The 18,495-nt window shown below is 62.2% G+C and carries 19 protein-coding genes; 9 read left to right on the top strand and 10 right to left on the bottom strand.

Going from position 1 to position 18,495, the window contains the following annotated elements; all coding sequences use genetic code 11:
• Window position 1 precedes the first annotated feature (1 nt).
• Window positions 2-493, bottom strand: coding sequence for a rhodanese-like domain-containing protein (locus tag KNJ79_RS09100; RefSeq protein ID WP_317153676.1), 492 nt, complete (start codon window positions 491-493; stop codon window positions 2-4).
• An 81-nt stretch (window positions 494-574) separates the two neighbouring features.
• On the opposite strand from KNJ79_RS09100, the gene KNJ79_RS09095 reads away from it, so the two are divergent.
• Both KNJ79_RS09095 and lptB read left to right on the top strand, forming a co-directional pair.
• Window positions 575-1,003 (top strand): MarR family winged helix-turn-helix transcriptional regulator, encoded by a 429-nt coding sequence (locus KNJ79_RS09095; RefSeq protein WP_317153675.1) that lies wholly within the window; start codon window positions 575-577, stop codon window positions 1,001-1,003.
• A 413-nt stretch (window positions 1,004-1,416) separates the two neighbouring features.
• Complete coding sequence (gene lptB, locus KNJ79_RS09090; RefSeq protein ID WP_317153893.1) at window positions 1,417-2,184, top strand: LPS export ABC transporter ATP-binding protein; 768 nt, start codon at window positions 1,417-1,419, stop codon at window positions 2,182-2,184.
• 43 nt (window positions 2,185-2,227) lie between these two features.
• Here lptB and KNJ79_RS09085 read toward each other — a convergent pair whose 3' ends face one another.
• The 5 genes from KNJ79_RS09085 to KNJ79_RS09065 all read right to left on the bottom strand — a co-directional run bounded on the left by KNJ79_RS09085 (window position 2,228) and on the right by KNJ79_RS09065 (window position 7,456).
• Window positions 2,228-2,878 carry an ABC-type transport auxiliary lipoprotein family protein gene (locus KNJ79_RS09085; protein ID WP_317153674.1) on the bottom strand — a complete coding sequence of 217 codons (651 nt, stop codon included), beginning with the start codon at window positions 2,876-2,878 and terminating at the stop codon, window positions 2,228-2,230.
• Window positions 2,875-3,819: an MlaD family protein gene (locus KNJ79_RS09080; RefSeq protein WP_317153673.1), complete on the bottom strand. Its 945-nt coding sequence runs from the start codon at window positions 3,817-3,819 to the stop codon at window positions 2,875-2,877. The genes KNJ79_RS09085 and KNJ79_RS09080 overlap by 4 nt, the downstream gene beginning before the upstream one ends.
• Window positions 3,819-4,472 carry an ABC transporter ATP-binding protein gene (locus KNJ79_RS09075; RefSeq protein ID WP_317153672.1) on the bottom strand — a complete coding sequence of 218 codons (654 nt, stop codon included), beginning with the start codon at window positions 4,470-4,472 and terminating at the stop codon, window positions 3,819-3,821. Before KNJ79_RS09075 ends, KNJ79_RS09080 begins: the two co-directional genes overlap by 1 nt.
• Before the next feature lie 110 nt (window positions 4,473-4,582).
• Window positions 4,583-5,620 (bottom strand): MlaE family ABC transporter permease, encoded by a 1,038-nt coding sequence (locus KNJ79_RS09070; RefSeq protein ID WP_317153671.1) that lies wholly within the window; start codon window positions 5,618-5,620, stop codon window positions 4,583-4,585.
• Window positions 5,621-6,640: 1,020 nt separating this feature from the next.
• Window positions 6,641-7,456 carry a universal stress protein gene (locus KNJ79_RS09065; protein ID WP_317153670.1) on the bottom strand — a complete coding sequence of 272 codons (816 nt, stop codon included), beginning with the start codon at window positions 7,454-7,456 and terminating at the stop codon, window positions 6,641-6,643.
• 242 nt (window positions 7,457-7,698) lie between these two features.
• Here KNJ79_RS09065 and KNJ79_RS09060 point away from each other — a divergent pair, with 242 nt between their 5' ends.
• Entirely contained in the window at window positions 7,699-8,184 is a 486-nt protein-coding gene (locus KNJ79_RS09060) for a hypothetical protein (protein WP_317153669.1), read from the top strand.
• 273 nt (window positions 8,185-8,457) lie between these two features.
• Here the strand turns inward: KNJ79_RS09060 and KNJ79_RS09055 are convergent, their stop codons facing one another.
• Window positions 8,458-10,260 (bottom strand): PHA/PHB synthase family protein, encoded by a 1,803-nt coding sequence (locus KNJ79_RS09055; protein ID WP_317153668.1) that lies wholly within the window; start codon window positions 10,258-10,260, stop codon window positions 8,458-8,460.
• Between the two features lie 49 nt (window positions 10,261-10,309).
• Here KNJ79_RS09055 and KNJ79_RS09050 point away from each other — a divergent pair, with 49 nt between their 5' ends.
• Window positions 10,310-10,486, top strand: a complete 177-nt coding sequence (locus KNJ79_RS09050) for a hypothetical protein (RefSeq protein ID WP_317153667.1) — start codon at window positions 10,310-10,312, stop codon at window positions 10,484-10,486.
• Window positions 10,487-10,580: 94 nt separating this feature from the next.
• On the opposite strand, the gene KNJ79_RS09045 is transcribed toward KNJ79_RS09050, so the two are convergent.
• The 3 genes from KNJ79_RS09045 to KNJ79_RS09035 form a co-directional block, all read right to left on the bottom strand.
• Window positions 10,581-11,237: a cytochrome c3 family protein gene (locus KNJ79_RS09045; RefSeq protein WP_317153666.1), complete on the bottom strand. Its 657-nt coding sequence runs from the start codon at window positions 11,235-11,237 to the stop codon at window positions 10,581-10,583.
• An 84-nt stretch (window positions 11,238-11,321) separates the two neighbouring features.
• Window positions 11,322-12,086 (bottom strand): IS6-like element IS6100 family transposase, encoded by a 765-nt coding sequence (locus tag KNJ79_RS09040; protein ID WP_001389365.1) that lies wholly within the window; start codon window positions 12,084-12,086, stop codon window positions 11,322-11,324.
• A gap of 116 nt (window positions 12,087-12,202) precedes the next feature.
• A complete protein-coding gene (locus KNJ79_RS09035; protein WP_317153665.1) occupies window positions 12,203-12,781 on the bottom strand; it encodes a hypothetical protein in 579 nt (192 codons plus the stop codon).
• A gap of 255 nt (window positions 12,782-13,036) precedes the next feature.
• On the opposite strand from KNJ79_RS09035, the gene KNJ79_RS09030 reads away from it, so the two are divergent.
• The 5 genes from KNJ79_RS09030 to KNJ79_RS09010 all read left to right on the top strand — a co-directional run bounded on the left by KNJ79_RS09030 (window position 13,037) and on the right by KNJ79_RS09010 (window position 18,490).
• Window positions 13,037-13,594 (top strand): nitroreductase family protein, encoded by a 558-nt coding sequence (locus KNJ79_RS09030; protein WP_317153664.1) that lies wholly within the window; start codon window positions 13,037-13,039, stop codon window positions 13,592-13,594.
• A 272-nt stretch (window positions 13,595-13,866) separates the two neighbouring features.
• Entirely contained in the window at window positions 13,867-14,859 is a 993-nt protein-coding gene (locus KNJ79_RS09025; RefSeq protein ID WP_317153663.1) for a L,D-transpeptidase, read from the top strand.
• A 447-nt stretch (window positions 14,860-15,306) separates the two neighbouring features.
• Window positions 15,307-16,161 carry a sulfurtransferase/chromate resistance protein gene (locus tag KNJ79_RS09020; protein WP_317153662.1) on the top strand — a complete coding sequence of 285 codons (855 nt, stop codon included), beginning with the start codon at window positions 15,307-15,309 and terminating at the stop codon, window positions 16,159-16,161.
• Window positions 16,158-17,570, top strand: coding sequence for a chromate efflux transporter (gene chrA, locus KNJ79_RS09015; RefSeq protein ID WP_317153661.1), 1,413 nt, complete (start codon window positions 16,158-16,160; stop codon window positions 17,568-17,570). The genes KNJ79_RS09020 and chrA overlap by 4 nt, the downstream gene beginning before the upstream one ends.
• A gap of 26 nt (window positions 17,571-17,596) precedes the next feature.
• A complete protein-coding gene (locus KNJ79_RS09010) occupies window positions 17,597-18,490 on the top strand; it encodes a DUF1259 domain-containing protein (protein WP_317153660.1) in 894 nt (297 codons plus the stop codon).
• The last annotated feature ends 5 nt before the right edge of the window (window positions 18,491-18,495 follow it).

Raw genomic sequence — 18,495 nt, 5'->3', positions numbered from 1 at the left:
GCTATGGCTCTACCGGCAGCCCTTCGAGTTGGCGGCGCGTTTGGGCGCCGACCCGGTGCTGTTCGGCCGCTTCCTTGCCATTCCCCTCCTGTTGATCGCCTGCTGGGGCGCGTGGCATCTCGTCTTCCCGCAGTCGGAGAGTTTCCCAAGCGGCGACCCCGCCGTAGAGCTCCTTCACGCGCAGGCCGTGCTCTAGCAAGACCAGCGCCGCCGAGGTCGCCAGACTGCACCAAGTGTCCCAGCAATAGAGGACGATAAGCTTATCCTTCGGCAATTCGACCCAGCGATCGGCCATCTCGGGTTCAGGTATCCATAGCGCGCCGACGATCTTCTTGGCGGGCATCGGGTGACGCTTTCTCGCGTCGACCAGGATGAAATCCGAACGCTCCTCTTCCTGCCACGCGGTGATAGTCATGGGGCTGACGTAGGCCGCAGCTTTGGCAGAGAAGAGAAGGCGAGTGAGTTCGCTCTCCGAAAACGCGTTGCTAGTCATAACGAACTCCCGCCTATAATATCAGGTTTTTGATATTATATAAGGAAGCTGATATTGACAAGCGCCCACATCACGCGCCGCGTGGGTTATATCCTCAAACAGGCCCAGCATGGTTTGCGGACTCGAATGGATCAGAACTTGCGCGCGCTGGGGCTGTCTACCGCCCAGTACGCGCTTCTGGTCGCCTTGCAGGATGCGAAGGTTGCGTCGGGGGCGGACCTGGCCCGTCGCTGCTTTGTCACACCGCAGACCGTGACGGGATTGATCAGCGGCCTGGTGCAGGCCGGTTTCGTCGTCCGGTCGGCGTCATCGAGTCATGGACGCATCATTGAGGCGCGGCTGACGCCCACCGGGCGCGACATTCTTCGCCGGGCCAACAGGATCGTCTACGCCATCGAAGAAGATATGCTGGCCGACCTATCGGAATCCGACCGCGCGGCGTTGGGGCGAATGCTACGGGTTTGCGCGCTGCGGCTAGGGGGGCGGTCCACCGACCTAGACGAGAATTGATTCGGTCGAAACTCCGCATCAGCAAGGAACCACCCCATCCGGAGTCCACCTGCTTGGAACCGCATTTTCGAATAGCGCCAGAAGCTCTTGGTCGGTGCATGTGCGCTCTTTCCTGAAGCTGGCAGATCAGGATCAGCCGCTCTCCGGCGATCACGGCTGCCAGCGTCACATCGCGATGGTCCGACGCTTTCTAGCGCGGGGCTCGACGAGAGGAACTACGTAAAGACCGCCCTTGGCCCTTCCACTATTCGCCCGATGGTGAGATGGACGGGGTCTGCCCCGCAATGCGCCCTGTGCCTCGAAGGACCATGACTGAAATCTCTACTTATGAGAACAGCGGCCCTGCTGCGGACAGCTTGCGAAGAACGCCGACGTCACCCGACCCTATGGCACGACCTGAAGTCCCGCCGGGAATGCCATATGTGCATGAGAAGTCCGAAGAACCGAAGACAACTGCTACCCGCGGACTCTCGGTCGTCGCAATCGAGAAAAGCTACGATGGGCGCAAGGTCTTAAGCGATGTCTCCCTCGATGTCGCTCATGGCCAGGTTGTCGGATTGCTAGGCCCCAATGGTGCAGGAAAGACTGTATGCTTCTATGCGATCATCGGTCTCGTCCAGCCTGACGCGGGACGAATTCTGCTCAACGGCGTCGATGTGACCCGCCTGACCATGTATCGGCGCGCGCTTCTCGGACTGGGATACCTTCCGCAGGAGCCGTCGATATTCCGGGGGATGACCGTTTCCGAGAACATTGAAGCCGTGCTCGAGCTAAGAGAGCCGGACAAAGGACTGCGCCAGCAGCGGCTCGATGCTCTGCTCAAGGAATTTCGCATCGAGCCTCTGCGAAACGCGCATGCCAAATCTCTCTCCGGCGGTGAGCGGCGGCGCTGCGAGATTGCAAGGGCGTTGGCGGCAGATCCCACCATCATGCTGCTTGACGAGCCTTTTGCCGGCATCGATCCGTTGTCCATCGCCGATCTCAAGAAGATGGTTCGTGACCTGAAGAGGCGCGATATCGGTGTCCTGATCACGGATCACAATGTCAGGGAGACGCTGGAACTCGTCGACAAGGCATATATCCTCTATAAAGGTATGCTTCTTACGCAAGGCACGCCTGCGCAGCTGGTCCACGATGAGAATGTCCGGCGGTTTTATCTCGGGAAGGACTTTTCGCTGTAGCGGGCCCCGGCGGCTTGCATTCGCAATAGGCGCAACCCATCAGCTATTGCGTCGATCCAGCCCCGCTTGACGCACCGGCAATAAGCGCCGCCGTCTTCGCGGCGGCCTGGTCGAAGCATCCGTCGGCGACGATGCCAAAGGCATCCACGATGGCACCGATCCTGTTCTGATTTGCAGGCGCCTGGGCTGCCACCGGCCAGGCCGCGAGAGGCACTCCGCCATCCCCTCGAAAAAGCCGGGCCTCTCCATCCAGTCTTACAACCGGCGGGGCGTCGGCCGCCGTGGCTTCGGCGTAGACTGCCTCGAAATGATCGACCCTCAGCTCCAAAGTATAGTCGATGTTCGCTGGCTGGCGGGAGGAATCGAGCATAGCCCAAGGCGCCCGACGGGCGAAGGCTTGCTCAATGCCTTTGCGGAACAGCTCTGGCGTCGAAGCGATCCACCGCGCACTCTTGAGGTACATCGCCCGCCGTCCCCGGATTGCGAGCAGTCTGTCGTCGTCGATCTCGGCAGCGAAGCTGACCCTGAGGCGTATGGTCTGTCGTCGCTCGACAAAGGTTGGTGAAGCGGCTGGCGAGATCGTCGCGCCTTCCAGCCGATAAAGTGCAACCGGCCTTTGGGGCGCCAGGAGTGAGCCGGCGCAGCCGGAAAGCATCAGCAGAAGTAGGATTGCGGCGGGCCGGAGCATCGTCATGGGCGGAGCTCCAGTTCCTGTTCGTTCGCCCTGCCGAGAATACCCTTGGGATTCCGGCGAACCTCGCGAAGCAACCGGTCGAGCGAGTCTGCCGCCCGCTGAATGCTGCCCAATGTGCTGTCGACATTGGGCAGCGTGGTCGTCGAAATTCTTTGGCTCTGGCTGTCGATTTTCTCCAGCGTTCGACGCGCGTCCTGGATCGCGAGCTTGAGCTCATCGGCTGCCTCGGCGATGTTCGAAACCGTCCGGCGACCGTCTCCATCGGCGATGGTCCGGATCGAGGCAGCCGTGTGCTGGATGTCGGTTGCTGCATCGTCAAGCTTGGCGAGCGTTGAGGAAGCATGGGAGAACATTTCGCGGTTGGCGGCAATCGCGCCTGTGGTCAGGCGCACGTCATGTGCGGTCTGGGCCAGATCGGAAATGGTCCGGTCGGAGAGAAGCCGATTGATCCGGTCGAGCGTCTCGGTCGCGCTTCGCACCATCTCGCCGCCTCCCGGAAAAAGGGACGAAAGCGCTGTCAGGGAATCGGTACTGCTCTGGATGACGGGCCGACCGCTATGCGGCACCTTCATCAAGAGCGGGCGATGCACCGACCCGGCGGTGACCTGAATGATGTTCACGCCGGAGATGCCTTGAGTCTCCATCATGGCGACCGAATCGGTACGGACCGGCGTTCCAGCCCGAAACTCGATGTCGGTGAGGACGTGGCCGGGATCGTGCTCATCGAGGCTGATGCGCTGGATCCGTCCCATGGTGATGCCATTGAACTGCACGTCTCCTCCCTCGATAAGACCGCGGACGGGCCCATCAAAGACGATGCGATACTCGTCATAGCTTCGGCTGAGATCGGTGCGCCCCAGCCAGACGATGAAGATCATCGCGGCGAAGAGGATCACCATCGACAGCAGGCCGACAAGCGCATAGCGGGCATGGCGCTCCATCAGTGCGCCTCCCGTGCCGCACGTCCACGCGGCCCCCCGAAATAGGCCCTGATCCAGGGATGTGCGGAGTGGTCGATCTCCTTGGGCGGAGCCAGGGCGATCACCCGCTTGTCGGCCAGCACCGCGACCCGGTCGCAGATCGTGTACAGTGTATCGAGGTCGTGCGTGATCATGAAGACGGTGAGGCCGAGCGCGTCGCGCAGCGCGCGGACAAGCTCGTCGAATGCGTTGGCGCTGATCGGGTCGAGGCCCGAAGTAGGCTCGTCCAGGAACAGCAGTTCTGGATCGAGCGCGATCGCCCGGGCAACGCTGGCGCGCTTTCGCATGCCGCCCGAGAGTTCGGCCGGCATCTGCGCGCCGGCATTATCGGGAAGACCGACAAGCTTGATCTTCAACGCTGCCATGGTTCGGACAAAGGCGATGGGCAGATCGGCATGTTCGAGGAACGGGGCCTCGACATTCTCCTGAACCGAGAGCGCCGAAAACAGCGCGCCCTGTTGGAACATGACGCCGATCCGGCGCTCGATGTCGGCCTTGCGATCGGGATCGAAAACGTCGTGGCCAAGGACCGAGACCTCCCCCGCGTCCGGCTGCTTGAGACCCAATATGGTGTTGAGGAGGACCGACTTGCCGGAACCCGATTCGCCGACCACGCCCAGGATTTCGCCGCGCCTCAGATCAAGATCGAGGCCATCGTGAACGACCTTCGGGCCGAATATGGTCCGCAGGCCCTTCACATGAACCAGCGGGGCGTCTCCATCGTTCACAGATCCAGCTCCGTGAAGATCATCGCAAAGATCGCGTCGAACATGATGATGAGAAACACGGATTGAACGACCGCGGCGGTGACACGGCGGCCGAGGCTGCCGGTGTCGCCCCCCACCATGAAGCCCTGGCGACAGCCCGTGGCGGCGATCACTACCGCAAGGAAGGGAGCCTTGCTCATACCGACCCAAAAATGCTTGATGTCGACCATTTCGAGCATGCGGTTGATGAAGAAGACGGGGTTGATATCGAGCGTCCGCCAACTGACGAGCAGGCCCCCGATGATACCGCCGACATCCGCGCAGAATGTCATCAGCGGCATCATGAGCAGCGCTGCAAGAACGCGCGGGACGACAAGCGCATCGAACAGATCGACGCCCATCACCTGCATGGCGTTGATCTCCTGGTTCATCCGCATGGCGCCGATCTGCGCGGCGAAAGCCGATGCGGAACGTCCCGCGAGCAGGATGGCGGCGATGACGACGCCGAATTCGCGCAGGATCCCCACCCCGACCATCTCAACCGTGAAGATCGACACTCCAAACTCGACAAGGATGTTGACGCCGACCAGCGCGACGACGGCGCCGATGAAGAAGGTCATGATCATGGTTATCGGAATGCCGTCGAGACCCGCTTCCTCCATGATCGCCACAAGCGGTGTTATGCGCAGCCGGCGCGGGTGAGCGATCGTTCGGATCAAGGCCATGACCAGTTGCCCGGCAAAGGCGAGGGCATGATAGGCTTCCATTCCCTCGGCCAGGATAGCTCTGCCGAGCCGCTCGAAAAACGCCTTGATTCCATGGTCGGCGCGCGCCGCGACAGGCGCGCCCTCTAGCGCAGGCTGCACGATGTCCGCGAGCCTGCGTAAATCCTCGCGATCGAATTCTATCGCGACGCCCTTGGCGACAGAGCCGAGCAGCGCGTAGACCCCGGCGCAGTCGGCTCGTCCTAATTCCGATACGTTGATTGCCGCCATCCCTCCGTGCCTGCCGGTTTCGCGCTCCAGCCGGGCAGGAACGCTACCGAGCGTCAGCACCGTCCAATCCCCGCGCGCGACAAGCTCGAAGCCGCGAGCCAATGTGCGAACTGCAAAATCAGCCTGCGCGGACGAGTTTTGAACTGAGGGGCTGCTTCCGGGCGCCACCACAGGCTGCGCTCACATTGCGCGAGGTGGGAGCGCGGTAGGCTCCAGGCAACTGTACAAGGATGCGATTGGTTGCCGGAACAGACCAGTCATCTCCAGATCATCGGACATCATCAGCCTCCAGGCACAGCGAGGCCGAGAAACCCACCTTTTAGGGACGCGTACTCCCGAGGCCATCGGCATTTGCTCATGGTGCCAAAGGACTTGGTCAGTAATCCGCAATGCTACGTAGCAAATGAGGCCCGACGGGGTATCGGTTTTCGCGCCGGAGTACAGCTTCACGATCGGACGAGCTTCCTTTGAAGCAGGGTTGCCGTAGAAGCGGCAGGGTTCGGTATCTTCCGAGAAAAAAGCTGTGAAAGCGCGCCGTCTGCGCCGCAAAGCGCGAGCCGAGCTACGTTCATCATCCAGCCGTGCCGAGGATCCCGAGGATCGACCATTTGCCATGCGAGGCCTGTCAAAATGCGATAGGCGTCGTCCCAGATGTGCTGAGCTACGGCCTCGACTTCAGCGACACAGGGTGCCCTCCCCTCCCTTATGCAGGAAATCAAGGCGGCGGGAAACAAGGGCATCGGCACTACTCCCGGACGCTAGGCCGCCAAGTGCATCCTGCGGCCATTCAAGGGAATTTTCAGCCAAATCGGGACCGCAAACAGCCTTTGAAGGCTCGGCCGCTGATTCCTTGCGAAGGATTGCAACCCGACGGACCCGGTCCAATCCGTAGATTCCCGAATTCCAATGAGCGAGATATTGCTTGACTCCCCGCCAACGCCTCACAGGCATGGCCCCGACAAAAGCTTGGCGGGCAGATCGCCGCAATGAGTTGACCTTGCCACATGGACCGCAGACGCAGCCGGCGCCTGAAATCGAACAGAATTGCCGCCAGATGGGACCACATCTCCCAAAACGGGCTCAGCGGCTGAACAGAATGGGTATCTTCGCGCCGCCAAGCAAATCATGGGTTACTCCTCCCAATAGCAGTTCGTGCATTCGGGAATGAATGGCCGCGCCCAGCACAAGGAGGTCCGCCCCCTGAGCCGCCGCAAAGTCGGTCAGCGCCGCCGCATCGCTGCGGCCATCGGAGGGAAGATCGTGGAATTGGGCGGCAAACCCGTGACGGCGTATATAGCGGATGATATCAACACTGGAATGCTTGCTATGATCCGTCAGCGTTTCCCGGGCGTCCACGGTGACCACCTCCACCTGCGCACCTGATTCGGCGAGCATGAGGCTGTCGGCAAGCGATCTGGAGGCTTCCCATGAGGCATTCCAACCCACGACAAGGCGCTCGAATAATGTAGGTTTCCACTCGCCCGGCAATACGAGGAGGGGACGCCCAGAGGATTGTACGAGAGCCTCGAACAGATGACGCCGGAGCCGAGGATTGCTGTAGCCGGAGATCGGAGCAAGGAGCGTCAAATCAGCATAACGGGCTTCTATCGGGATTTTCGCAAGCTGCGCAGCCGAATCTTGAGGCAGAGTTTGCAGCTCGAAGCCCTCGATCCGGGCGCGCTTCTCGATTTCTTCGCCCTTGGCCTCGACCGCTGCAATCAGTTCCTCTCTCACCACCGGTGAACTAACCGAGAAGTCGCCGTTCGGCATGGAGACCGACGAGAGAGCAATCACGGTCAAACCGGCATTGTGGAGGCGTGCAAGGCGCACGGCGTTCGTCAGGAACTGCTCCTCTGCGACGCCTGTGTTAACGATGGCAAGGATCTGCTTGAGCATATCGTCAAGCAATGGCCCACTCCCGGAGCTTTCGCATCTAGGATGTTTACCTATTGTCGGGACCGGGCAGAAGCCAGTCGCGTTCGTGCACGTTCGATGATGCCCGACGCGACGTTTTCGACTATGTCCTGCACGAACAGCCTTCGGACCGATCATAGCAGGCCGATCCAAGCGTCCTGCGGAAAAGCACGTAAAGACCTGAGCGAGCGCGATGGAATAATCGCCGTGCAAGGAGGCACGCCATGGATAAAAACGTCACACGCTCATGCAATGTTGGCTCGGTTGTATCGACGCGCAACGGGGAACTCGACCTGTTGAACTGGCCGCTAACGGCGGTTGCGACCCTCACCGAAGCCAATGTGCGTCTCGCACTGACGCTGGCGGACAGGTCTCGCGCTGCCTTGGAGCGATTGGGGCAGATCGGCGAGAAAGTGCTGACCGAATGCGATGCGGAAGGTCGAATTGTTCTACGCCGCACGTTTGAACTGGGTCGCACTGACATCGGAGATGATGTTCGCCCCGGCCAATGGGACGATGTCATCGCCGATCTCCAAGAATGGAGATTGGAAGTCACGGAAGGGTTTGCTGAGGCTTGGCAGGATTGGCAGAGCGCCTGGGCGGGTTGCGGGGTTGGGGATCAACCAGCACAGGGACGAGGCGATCTGATATTGACGCCGTGGCCGGTCGCTATCGCCGAGCCGGAGGAAGCCGCCGGAGCACACGTTTGAGGTCGGGCGTTCGGGCGAGCCGCGACAGCCGCACGATTTGCGACCCTGTGATAAACGCGCAAAGGTGAGACCAACCGGCCGTCATCTCGGGCGGGGATCGGAAGCCCGAGCAGAAAGGAAAGAGCGAACCAGCAGGAATGGACGCAGGCGATAAGCCAGATGAAATTCTCGATTTCGCTGAAATGCAGCACCGCACCGGCCAGCGCCGCCACAAGGAAGATGCCTAGACACCAGGACCGCCATTCACCCGATGGCCTGGTCGCGACCTTCCCGTCAGCTTTCGAGGACATAGCTGCCCGGCGCGTTGCCGAGCGTCCCAGCGTTCGGGCCGCCGAGCGATGGCGGCGCAGCCGGGCCGCTCGAGTGCCGATCGATCCAGCTCACCCACGCCGGCCACCATGAGCCTACCTGGGGCTGCGTCCGGGCCAGCCAGGCTTCAGGATCAAGGTGATCGGCTTTCGCGGCGCGCGTCAGCACTCGATAGGATCGATCCGGCTGGCCCGGCTCGGACACAATGCCGTCATCGTGACCCTTGGTGGCGAGCAGGAATGTTACCTCGCCCTGCACATGCCGATCGATCTTGTAGACCGAGCGCCAGGGCGCGACATAGTCGCCTTCAGTGCCGACCGCGAAGACCGGCACCCGGATATCTTCGAGAGTGAGTGGCTGACAGCCGATCCGATACCGTCCTTCGGCCAGATCGTTCCCAAGGACCAGCGAGCGGAGATACTGGCTGTGCGCGGCAATAGGCACACGGGTACGGTCGCTGTGCCAGGCTCGCAGGTCGCTCATCGGCTCGCGCGCGCCCATCAAATAGTCGCGGACGAAATGGGGCCAGATGAGATCGTTCGAGCGCAACGCCTGGAAGGCGCCGCTCATCAGCCCGCTGTCGAGATAGCCATGCGAGCGAGCCATTGTTTCCAGAAAATCGAGCTGCGCCCCGTCGAGGAAGAGATCGACCTCGCCTGGCTCGCTGAAATCGGTTTGCGCCGCGAACAGCGTCAGGGACGCAAGGCGATCATCGCCATCCCGCGCCATCGCCGCCGCTGCGATCGTGAGCAAAGTTCCCCCGAGGCAATAGCCAGTCCCATGAATCTTGTCGGCGCCCGTGATCGCGGTGATCGCGTCGAGCGCCGCCATGACACCTTGCCGCCGATAGTCCTCCAGATCGAGCATCCGGCTGTCTTCGCCGACATTTCGCCATGAGATGATGAACACGGTATGCCCGTTCTCGACGAGCCAGCGCACCAGCGAATTTTCGGGAGACAGGTCGAGCACATAATATTTCAGGATCCAGGCCGGAACGAGCAGCAGAGGTTCCGGACGGACAGACCGTGTTGTTGGCGCATATTGGATGAGCTCGATAAGATCGTTTCGATAAACCACCTTGCCCGGGGTGACTGCCACCTCGAAACCGGGACGATAGGCTTCGACGCCGACTGGCCGTTCTCCTTCCATAAAGCGGCGCCAGTCCTCGATCAGGGTTGCCGCGCCGTCGATCAGGCATTTGCCTCCGGTCTCGAACATCCGCCGCTGGAGCACCGGGTTGGCGGCTATGAAGTTCGAGGGTGCAAACATGTCGAGCATACGGTGGACAGAAAAACGCATGATCGCCCCGTGCCGCGCGGTGACCCCGAGGCCATCGCACGTCGCGGCATCCCACCACCTCTCGCTCAACAAGAAGGATTGATGAATCAGATTGAAGGGCCACACCCCCCAAGAAGGATCGTCGAAACGATGATCGTCCGCTGGAGGAGCGATACAGGGCCTGGCTTCGCCCGCGGACAGAGTAGTCTGCCAGCCATAGCTGGCGAGCGCTGTGAACGCGCGGGCAGCTTGGGCGGCAATATGAATCCGGCTGCCTGGACATGCGGCGAGATGGATCGCCCAGTCGACAATTGCGTCACCCAGCGACGATGGCGACAGGCCCCCTGTGAGAGCCGCGACGGTCGCGGATGTAGGGTAAGCGAATAATTCGGCCCATTGGCCGGGTGCATCACCGGGAGATTTTTCCGTCCTTTCGGGAGTCGACGGCAAAACCACTGGCCGCTCCTCGTTGCCTGTTGTTGGTTCCATAAAGGCTTCAAAACGGCCACGAATTACGTAAGCCTACGGACCTGCCGGGATGGCCGACCCTTCAGCTAAGCAGCTTTGCGAATTAGTGGCGGAGCTGTCTAGTGATCAAAATCTGACCTTGGTACTCAGCGCGTTGAAGCCGGAAACGGTAGTGAGTTGGGCGGGCGGCCACCGCCGGGCAACCCAATCGGCTATCGAGATCCCGCTGAACGCGGAGCTAGAGTGAATCCGGTTCAGATTGAACCGGATCAACGCTCGTTTTTCTTTTGTTTGCCGTGATTTCCGAGTCGCCAGATGATTCCATCTGGCTCGAAATCACTCTAATCGTCCCTTTCTCTGCCGCGGCCCTCCCGCCTTTCGCCTTTATTTGGCTCCCCATGGGGACTGCGGTGGCAGCGAACGCAATTGTCGAGGTTGCGAATGCCCTCTTCCTCATGCTCGGCCCTGATGCGCGCGGACGCATGCTCATGACAGCCGTAGCAGGTGTAGCGCCGGTAATTCTGTCCGGTGTGGCAGGTGACACAGGCTACGCGGTGATCGTCGTCCAGCAGAAAATAACGGCTGTGATCGAAGGTTGCAGGCTCCCAGCCCGTGGATTGATGACACTGCGCACAAGGCAGATTGAAGCCCTGATGCAGCATGTCCTGCGGCGCCCGATGGCAAGCCTGGCATTGGCCGCGCATGACGGGCGTCAGCAGCGCATGATCGAACGACTTCGGAGATTCCGCTGTCAGGCGCGGAGCGGGATGATCACTGTGGCAGGCTAGACAATTCTTCTCCGTCAATGCCTGATGGAAGGGCGGGATGAGACGGTCATTTCCGATGGGCAGACCTCTGGTCGTGCGCTTGCCGATATCGGCCACCTTGTGACACGCGATGCATCGCTCAGCTGACACGGCGCGGAAGGGAACGTGGCAGGCAAAGCAGTCGTCTTCCAGCGCGGCATGCTCAGGCCGGAGATTGCCGGGACTGACCATCGCGTGCGGCCAGAGGAAGGCCGCGGCGATGGCTCTGTTGCAAAGATTGGCGGCAGTCAGAGGTAGGCTGTCGCTCTGCGCCGATCAGGCGGCTGCTGCGAAATGGTGGTTGAGCATGCCCATGGCCTCCGTCAGCGCCGAGGGCCCAATGCCAAAAGCTCTCTCCACAAGGCGCACCTCGCCCCTGATGCCGGGCTGCAGGCACCAGGGGCGAGCCTGTCCTTTGCGCAGGGCTCGCATGACTTCGAATCCCTTGATCGTGGCATAGGCCGTGGGGATCGATTTGAAACCGCGCACCGGCTTGATCAGTATCTTGAGCTTTCCGTGATCGGCCTCGATCACGTTATTGAGATACTTCACCTGCCGGTGGGCCGTCTCCCGGTCCAGCTTTCCTTCGCGCTTCAATTCGGTGATCGCTGCACCATAGCTCGGCGCTTTGTCGGTATTGAGCGTGGCAGGCTTTTCCCAGTGCTTCAGGCCTCGCAGGGCCTTGCCCAGGAACCGCTTCGCTGCCTTGGCGCTGCGGGTCGGCGACAGGTAGAAATCGATCGTGTCGCCCCGCTTGTCGACTGCCCGGTACAGGTAGGTCCACTTGCCCCGCACCTTGACGTAGGTTTCATCCAGGCGCCAGCTCGGATCAAAGCCACGCCGCCAGAACCAGCGCAGCCGCTTCTCCATCTCCGGGGCGTAGCACTGGACCCAGCGATAGATCGTCGTATGGTCGACCGAAATGCCGCGTTCCGCCAGCATTTCCTCAAGGTCGCGATAGCTGATCGGATAGCGACAATACCAGCGCACCGCCCACAGGATCACATCACCCTGGAAATGGCGCCACTTGAAATCCGTCATCGTTCCGTCCGTCCAATCTCCGCCAAGCATGCTCAAGCTTCACGATTTTTGCAACAGAGCCGCGGCGATCACCGCAACGAGAAACAGCCCGATCGCGGTCCAGAGCCACCAGCGGCTCATCGCCAGTTCCAGAACAGGAAGATCGCTATGATATGCGCCAAGGCCAGCACCGCGAAAGCGAGCGCGATGGGCAGGTGAACCTTGCGCCACTGCTTCACCAGGTCGAAGGCCAGACTGTCCCAATAGAGCTTGAGCTCGATCTCCTCGCTCTCCGCTCCCGCCTCACGCATTTGTGTCCGAGCTTCGCGGAGCCAGCGTTGCGCGCGTTGGAGCAGATATTTCCCGGTCAGGCCGCTCGTGACATTGATCAGCATGGCGACCACCGCCAGCCAGGCCAGCACCGCGTTGAAGTGAATTCCGGCATGCACGAGGACGAGCAGCGATCCCGCCCAGCCCATGCGCTCGTGCAACCTCAGGTACTTGATCGGATTACCGCTGCGGATGATCTTGCGCTTGCGCAGCGAATGGCCGAACGAGCCGAGGATCAGCAATAGCCCGGGAATGCCGAGCCAGCGGCCGATCCACACCGCATCGAACAAGTGCAGTATGGCATCGAGCAGCAAGGCTACGCCGAGGAGAACTGCCAGCGAGGCATAAAAGGGGGCGATCTCCCGGACGAGGAGGCCACCCTTCATGGGTCAGACCTTCGCGACAACACGCGAAAGCTTCTCGCGTATCGCCACTGCCGCGTCGATCATGGCCATCCTGACAGCTGCCAAAAAATGGAGTCCCAAGTCCATTCTAATGCCATGGAAGGCATCGACACTCCGTTCTTATACGGATTGGAGAGAGCCGATTTCCAATCGAATCTGAGTGACCGAAGAACCGCGGGACGGAGCTGTACGTGGGTCAGCGGAATCGGACGGAACAAATGCTGCGGAGTGCATCACATGGAGCTGACCGAAGCGATCTACGGGCGCCGCGCGACCCGCGCCTATAGCGAAGCTCCTGTCCCCAAGGACGTGATCGAGAGCCTGATCGATGCCGCCATTCAAGCTCCAAGCGCCATCAACGAACAGCCTTGGGATTTCGCCATCGTTCAGGACAGGCAGCTGCTCGACAAGATTTCCACCATGGCCAAAGCTCATATGATTGAGACAATGCCGAGCGGATCCTTTCCTGAACATCTGCACGAGAGCCTCGAGAGTCCGAGCTTCCATATTTTCTACCATGCGCCCGCGCTCATCACCATCTCGGCGCGCGAGGGAGCATGGGCCATTGAAAATGCCACCCTGGCGGCGGAGAACCTGATGCTGGCCGCTCACGAAAAAGGGCTGGGATCCTGCTGGATCGGTTTTGCCCAGCGATGGCTCGAGACGCCGGAGGGCAAGCAAGCGCTCGGTATTCCGGACGATTTCGTCCCGGTAGCCCCGATCATCATCGGCTATTCGGCCACGCCGATCGCGTCGGTCCCGCGCCGCCCGCCCCACCTGCGATGGATCGGCTGACTGGTCGCCCGCGCGGCCAAGCCGCGCCTCCCAACCGCTGACGGTTGAGCCGAAGCGCATTGGCAACTTCGCTAAGCCGCGACAACGCGATCGCGGCGGCAACGATCATCGGCGACACCGAAGTCCTGGCGATGAGAAGAGATGGCCGCTAAAAAATCAGATGCGATACGTCGACCCCATGCCTGTGCCGCAAGGATTCATGCTGTGCGATCTTCCGTGAACCTAAAGAGAGGATCGATGGTCCCTACAAGGACGCTTTGGCGTATTGCAGCATGACCGATTGCTGGAAACGTCATGTCGCCTTAGCCATCATGTCGGTGTTGCTGTTTGGCGCGCCCTTGGCGCCATTGCCCGCGCAGCAGCCGATATTCGATACGAACTCGGTTCTTGAAACAATCGAGCGGCTTAAGCCCGGGGAATATATCTGGGCACCCGACATCGCCCCCACCGGTCCGGTGCTGATCATCGTCAGCCTCGCCAACCAGCGGGCGGTCGCATACCGAAACGGCGTTCCGATCGGCGTCTCAACAGTCTCGACTGGAAAACCCGGATATGAAACGCCAACGGGGATTTTCACCATCCTGCAAAAAGACGTCGATCACAGATCCAACCTCTACGATGATGCCCCAATGCCCTACATGCAACGCCTCACCTGGGGCGGCGTCGCTCTGCACGGCGGCAATCTTCCCGGCTATCCTGCATCTCATGGCTGCATCCGTTTGCCGCTGGGCTTCGCCAAACAACTCTACGGGATTACGCGCCTCGGCTTGACCGTCGTCATCACGAAGGCGTCGGCCGTTCCCCGCTTGGCGCCGGTGCCCGATCCGTTGCGGCCAACTGCCTCCGATATCGACGATACCCCATCTCCCGAGAAGTTCACCTGGCACCCGGAGCGTTCGCCCTCGGGTCCCGTATCCATCGTGGTCAGCACGGCGGACCGCCGCATGATCGTGCTGCGCAACGGCCGCCAGATCGGTTCGGCATCGATTGCGGCCGGAGCTGCCGTCGATCGAACAACTGCCTATACATTGCGCGCTATCGACAATGCCGGGCTTCACTGGCTGCGAATCCCACTATCCGGCGAGACACCGCCAGCCCAGGATGCGATTTCCGATAGTCAAAATCGATTTCGCGTCGCTGAGGAATTCCGGCGTGCGGTCGCAGCGGTTCTGAGCGAAGGAACAACGGTTCTGGTTACCAACGACAGTTTGGCGAGAAGTCAAACCGGACGAGAACTCACCGTCATAACCGGCGAACAGGAATAGCCGACACGGGCGGTCGCATCGCGGTGCAACCAACATGCGTTGCCGCGAAGGGACAGGTTTTCATCAGCAGAGTTTCAGCCTGCTGACAGCACCAATTTTCGGCTCCGATCGCCTTCGCAAGCGGGACATCGACATCGGAGGGGCAAGGCTCAGCGCATGGTCCGTCTTCTTCAGTCGAGCGAAGGGTGCCTTCGGTAGTCCGGCCGCTATAGTGAACCGCTGCGATGCGGACCGCAAAAAACTGAACAATTAGAACACGGAAGGTTCGGCGAGGAGCCACAGCAGGGGGGCCAATGCCAGCAAGCCCCCCAGACTGAGGCGCTATCCAAAATGCGCAACGGTTGACACGAATCAAACCCGGCGGCTTATTGCGGTTCATGGGGACCGCGATTTCCCCACGAGGCGACAGGCTGAAGAATCGCGTCCTGCATTGGCAAAGGACGCGTCATGCCTGCTCTCAATACGATCCCATCGGATAAATTCGCTCGCCTGATCGGTATCCCGACCGGGCCGGTCCTGATCGATGTTCGCCCGGACGACGAGTTCGCCAGCGAACCGCTCCTGATCTCCGGAACCTTGCGACGGCCCTCGGCCGACGTGGCGGCATGGGCAGGCGAGTTCCAGGACCGGGCTGCGGTCGTTGCCTGCCGCGACGGCCGAGCTCTGAGCCAGGGCGTCGCGGCCCGCCTCCGTCACGAAGGCGTTTCAGCCGAGGCCCTGGAAGGCGGCGTTGCCGGCTGGGCTGGGGCCGGTCTGCCGATGGTGCCGAACACCGTGCTGCCGCCGCGCGACGCGGAGGGCCGCACGGTCTGGGTGACGCGCGGTCGGCCCAAGGTCGACCGGATTGCTTGCCCTTGGTTGATCCGTCGATTCGTCGATCCGAGCGCCATCTTCTTGTTCGTCGCACCATCCGAGGTACAGGGCGTTGCCGAGCGGTTTGGGGCAGCACCCTTCGACATCGAAGGCGATGGCATCGTCTGGAGCCATCGCGACAACGCCTGCACCTTCGACGTGATGGTCGAGGCATTCGGGCTCGGCGGGCATGCACCACTCGCGCGCCTCGCGCCCATCGTGCGCGGCGCCGATACGGGACGGCCGGATCTCGTGCCCGAAGCGGCGGGCTTGCTCGCCGCCTCGCTCGGTTTGTCGCGCATGTATGCGGATGATCTCGAGCAGCTCGAAGGCGGGATGCTCCTTTACGACGCCTTCTACCGCTGGTGCCGCGACGCCACCGACGAGACCCACAACTGGGTGTCGCATCAGCCCGCGAAGGCCCGCGCCAAAGACAAGGTGCGGTCATGACCGGCGCCGTGACGGAGATGCCGGCCGGCATCGCGGTCCCGTCCGCGGATCATGGCATCCCCTTCGGCGAGGCGGTCCGTGTCTGGGCGCGGATCGCATCGCTGAGCTTCGGCGGTCCCGCCGGCCAGATCGCGGTCATGCACCGCATCCTGGTCGACGAAAAACGCTGGATCGGCGAGGAGCGATTCCTGCACGCGCTCAACTATTGCATGCTGCTGCCCGGCCCCGAGGCGCAGCAGCTCGCCGCCTATATCGGCTGGCTGCTCCACAAGACCAGGGGCGGACTGGTCGCGGGCGCGCTGTTCGTGCTGCCCGGCTTCCTCGCCATCCTGGGCCTGAGCTATCTCTATGTGCTGCTCGGCCATGCACCGCTGATCGCGGGCCTGTTCTTCGGCCTCAAGGCGGCCGTTCTCGCCGTGGTGATCCAGGCCGTAGTCCGCGTCGGGTCGCGCGCGCTCAAGAACAATGCGATGCGCGGGATCGCGGCAGCGGCGTTCGTCGCCATCTTCTTCCTCGACGCACCGTTTCCGCTGATCGTCCTCACAGCCGCCGTCATCGGCTATATCGGCGGGCGCAGCGGGATCGCCGCGTTCCGGGGCGGCGGCGGGCACGGGCCGGCCGGCGGAAATATGGTCCATGATCGCGATACCGCGATCGGTGAGGGCCTGCCCGATCACGCCCGTCCGAACCTCGCCTGGTCGCTCAAGATCTCGGCTGCGTTCCTGGTCCTCTGGCTGGCGCCCGTCGTCGCGCTGTTCGCGTTCCTCGGCCCCGACAACGTGTTCACCCACATCGCCACCTTCTTCAGCCAGATGGCGGTGGTGACGTTCGGCGGCGCCTATGCGGTGCTGGCCTATGTCGCGCAGGAGGCGGTCGGCACCTATCACTGGCTCAAGCCCGGCGAGATGCTCGACGGACTGGGACTGGCCGAGACGACGCCGGGGCCGCTCATCATGGTGACGCAGTTCGTCGGTTTCCTGGCGGCGTTCCGGGAGTCCGGCACCTTGCATCCGCTGGTCGCGGCGACGCTCGGCGCGATCCTCACCACCTGGGTCACGTTCATGCCCTGCTTCCTGTGGATCTTCGCAGGCGCGCCCTTCGTCGAGCGGCTGCGCGGCAACCGGGCGCTGTCGGGCGCGCTCGGCGCGATCACGGCGGCCGTGGTGGGCGTGATCCTCAACCTCGCGTTGTGGTTCGCGATCCATACGCTGTTCCGCGAGGTGCGGCAGGTCCGGTTCGCGAACCTCGCCTTCGACATGCCGGTGCTGGCATCGCTCCATATCCCCGCCTTGCTGCTTGCGATCGGCGCGGCGGTTGCCGTGTTCCGCTTCAAGGTCGGCATGATCCCGACGCTGGCGGCGACATCGGCGATCGGCGTCGCGCTGTTCCTGTCGGGTGCCGTCAACTGAATCTCTCTCGTGCGAAGGAAACCAAGATGAAGCCGATTGCCGCGTTCGCCCTGTTGGGCCTTCTCCTTTCCGGCGCATCCGCGCAGGCAGCCGAGCCCTGGGAACAGGCGGTCGCCGCCGCGATCGGCAAGCCGGGCACTGAGATGCCGGGCGGCGTCTATCGCATCGGCCTGCCGCGCAGCGACCTGCATGTCGTGCTCGACGGCGTGAGGCTCAAACCCGCACTCGCATTGGGCTCGTGGCTAGCGTTCGCGCCCCACGGCGGCGGTCAGGCGATGGTGATGGGCGACCTCGTGCTCACCGATACCGAAGTGAACCCGGTGATGGCGAAGCTGATCGCCGGCGGGATCGAGATCACCGCGCTCCACAACCATCTGCTCCGCAACACGCCGCACACCATGTACATGCACATCGCCGGGCATGGCGATCCGGCTCAGCTCGCCAAGGTGCTGCACGATGCGCTGGCGCTGAGCGGCACGCCGCTGTCCGCGCCTGCCGCCGCAGCATCGGTGACACCGGAGACGATCGACCTCGACACCGCCGCGCTCGACCGTATCCTCGGCCACAAGGGCAAGATCGGCGGCGGGGTCTATGCCTTCGGCATCCCGCGCGCGGAGATGCCCCGCGACGGCGGCATGGCGCTGCCGCCGGCAATGGGGTCGGCGGAGGCGATCAACTTCCAGCCGACCGGCGGCGGCAAGGCCGCAATCACCGGCGATTTCGTGCTGACCGCCACCGAGGTGAACCCGGTGCTGCGCGCGCTGCGCGAGAACGGCATCGAGGTGACGGCGCTCCACAACCACATGCTCGACGACGAGCCGCGCCTGTTCTTCATGCACTTCTGGGCGAACGACGACGCGCAGAAGCTCGCGCGCGGGCTGGCCGCCGCGCTCAGCCATGTCGCGGTCGCGGCGAGCTAGGGCAA

Origin of the sequence: Sphingopyxis indica (assembly GCF_032879645.1) — a bacterium.
Classification (GTDB): Bacteria; Pseudomonadota; Alphaproteobacteria; order Sphingomonadales; family Sphingomonadaceae; genus Sphingopyxis; species Sphingopyxis indica.
Note: the sequence above shows the minus strand (reverse complement) of the source record. Positions and strands in the feature narration are given on the sequence as shown.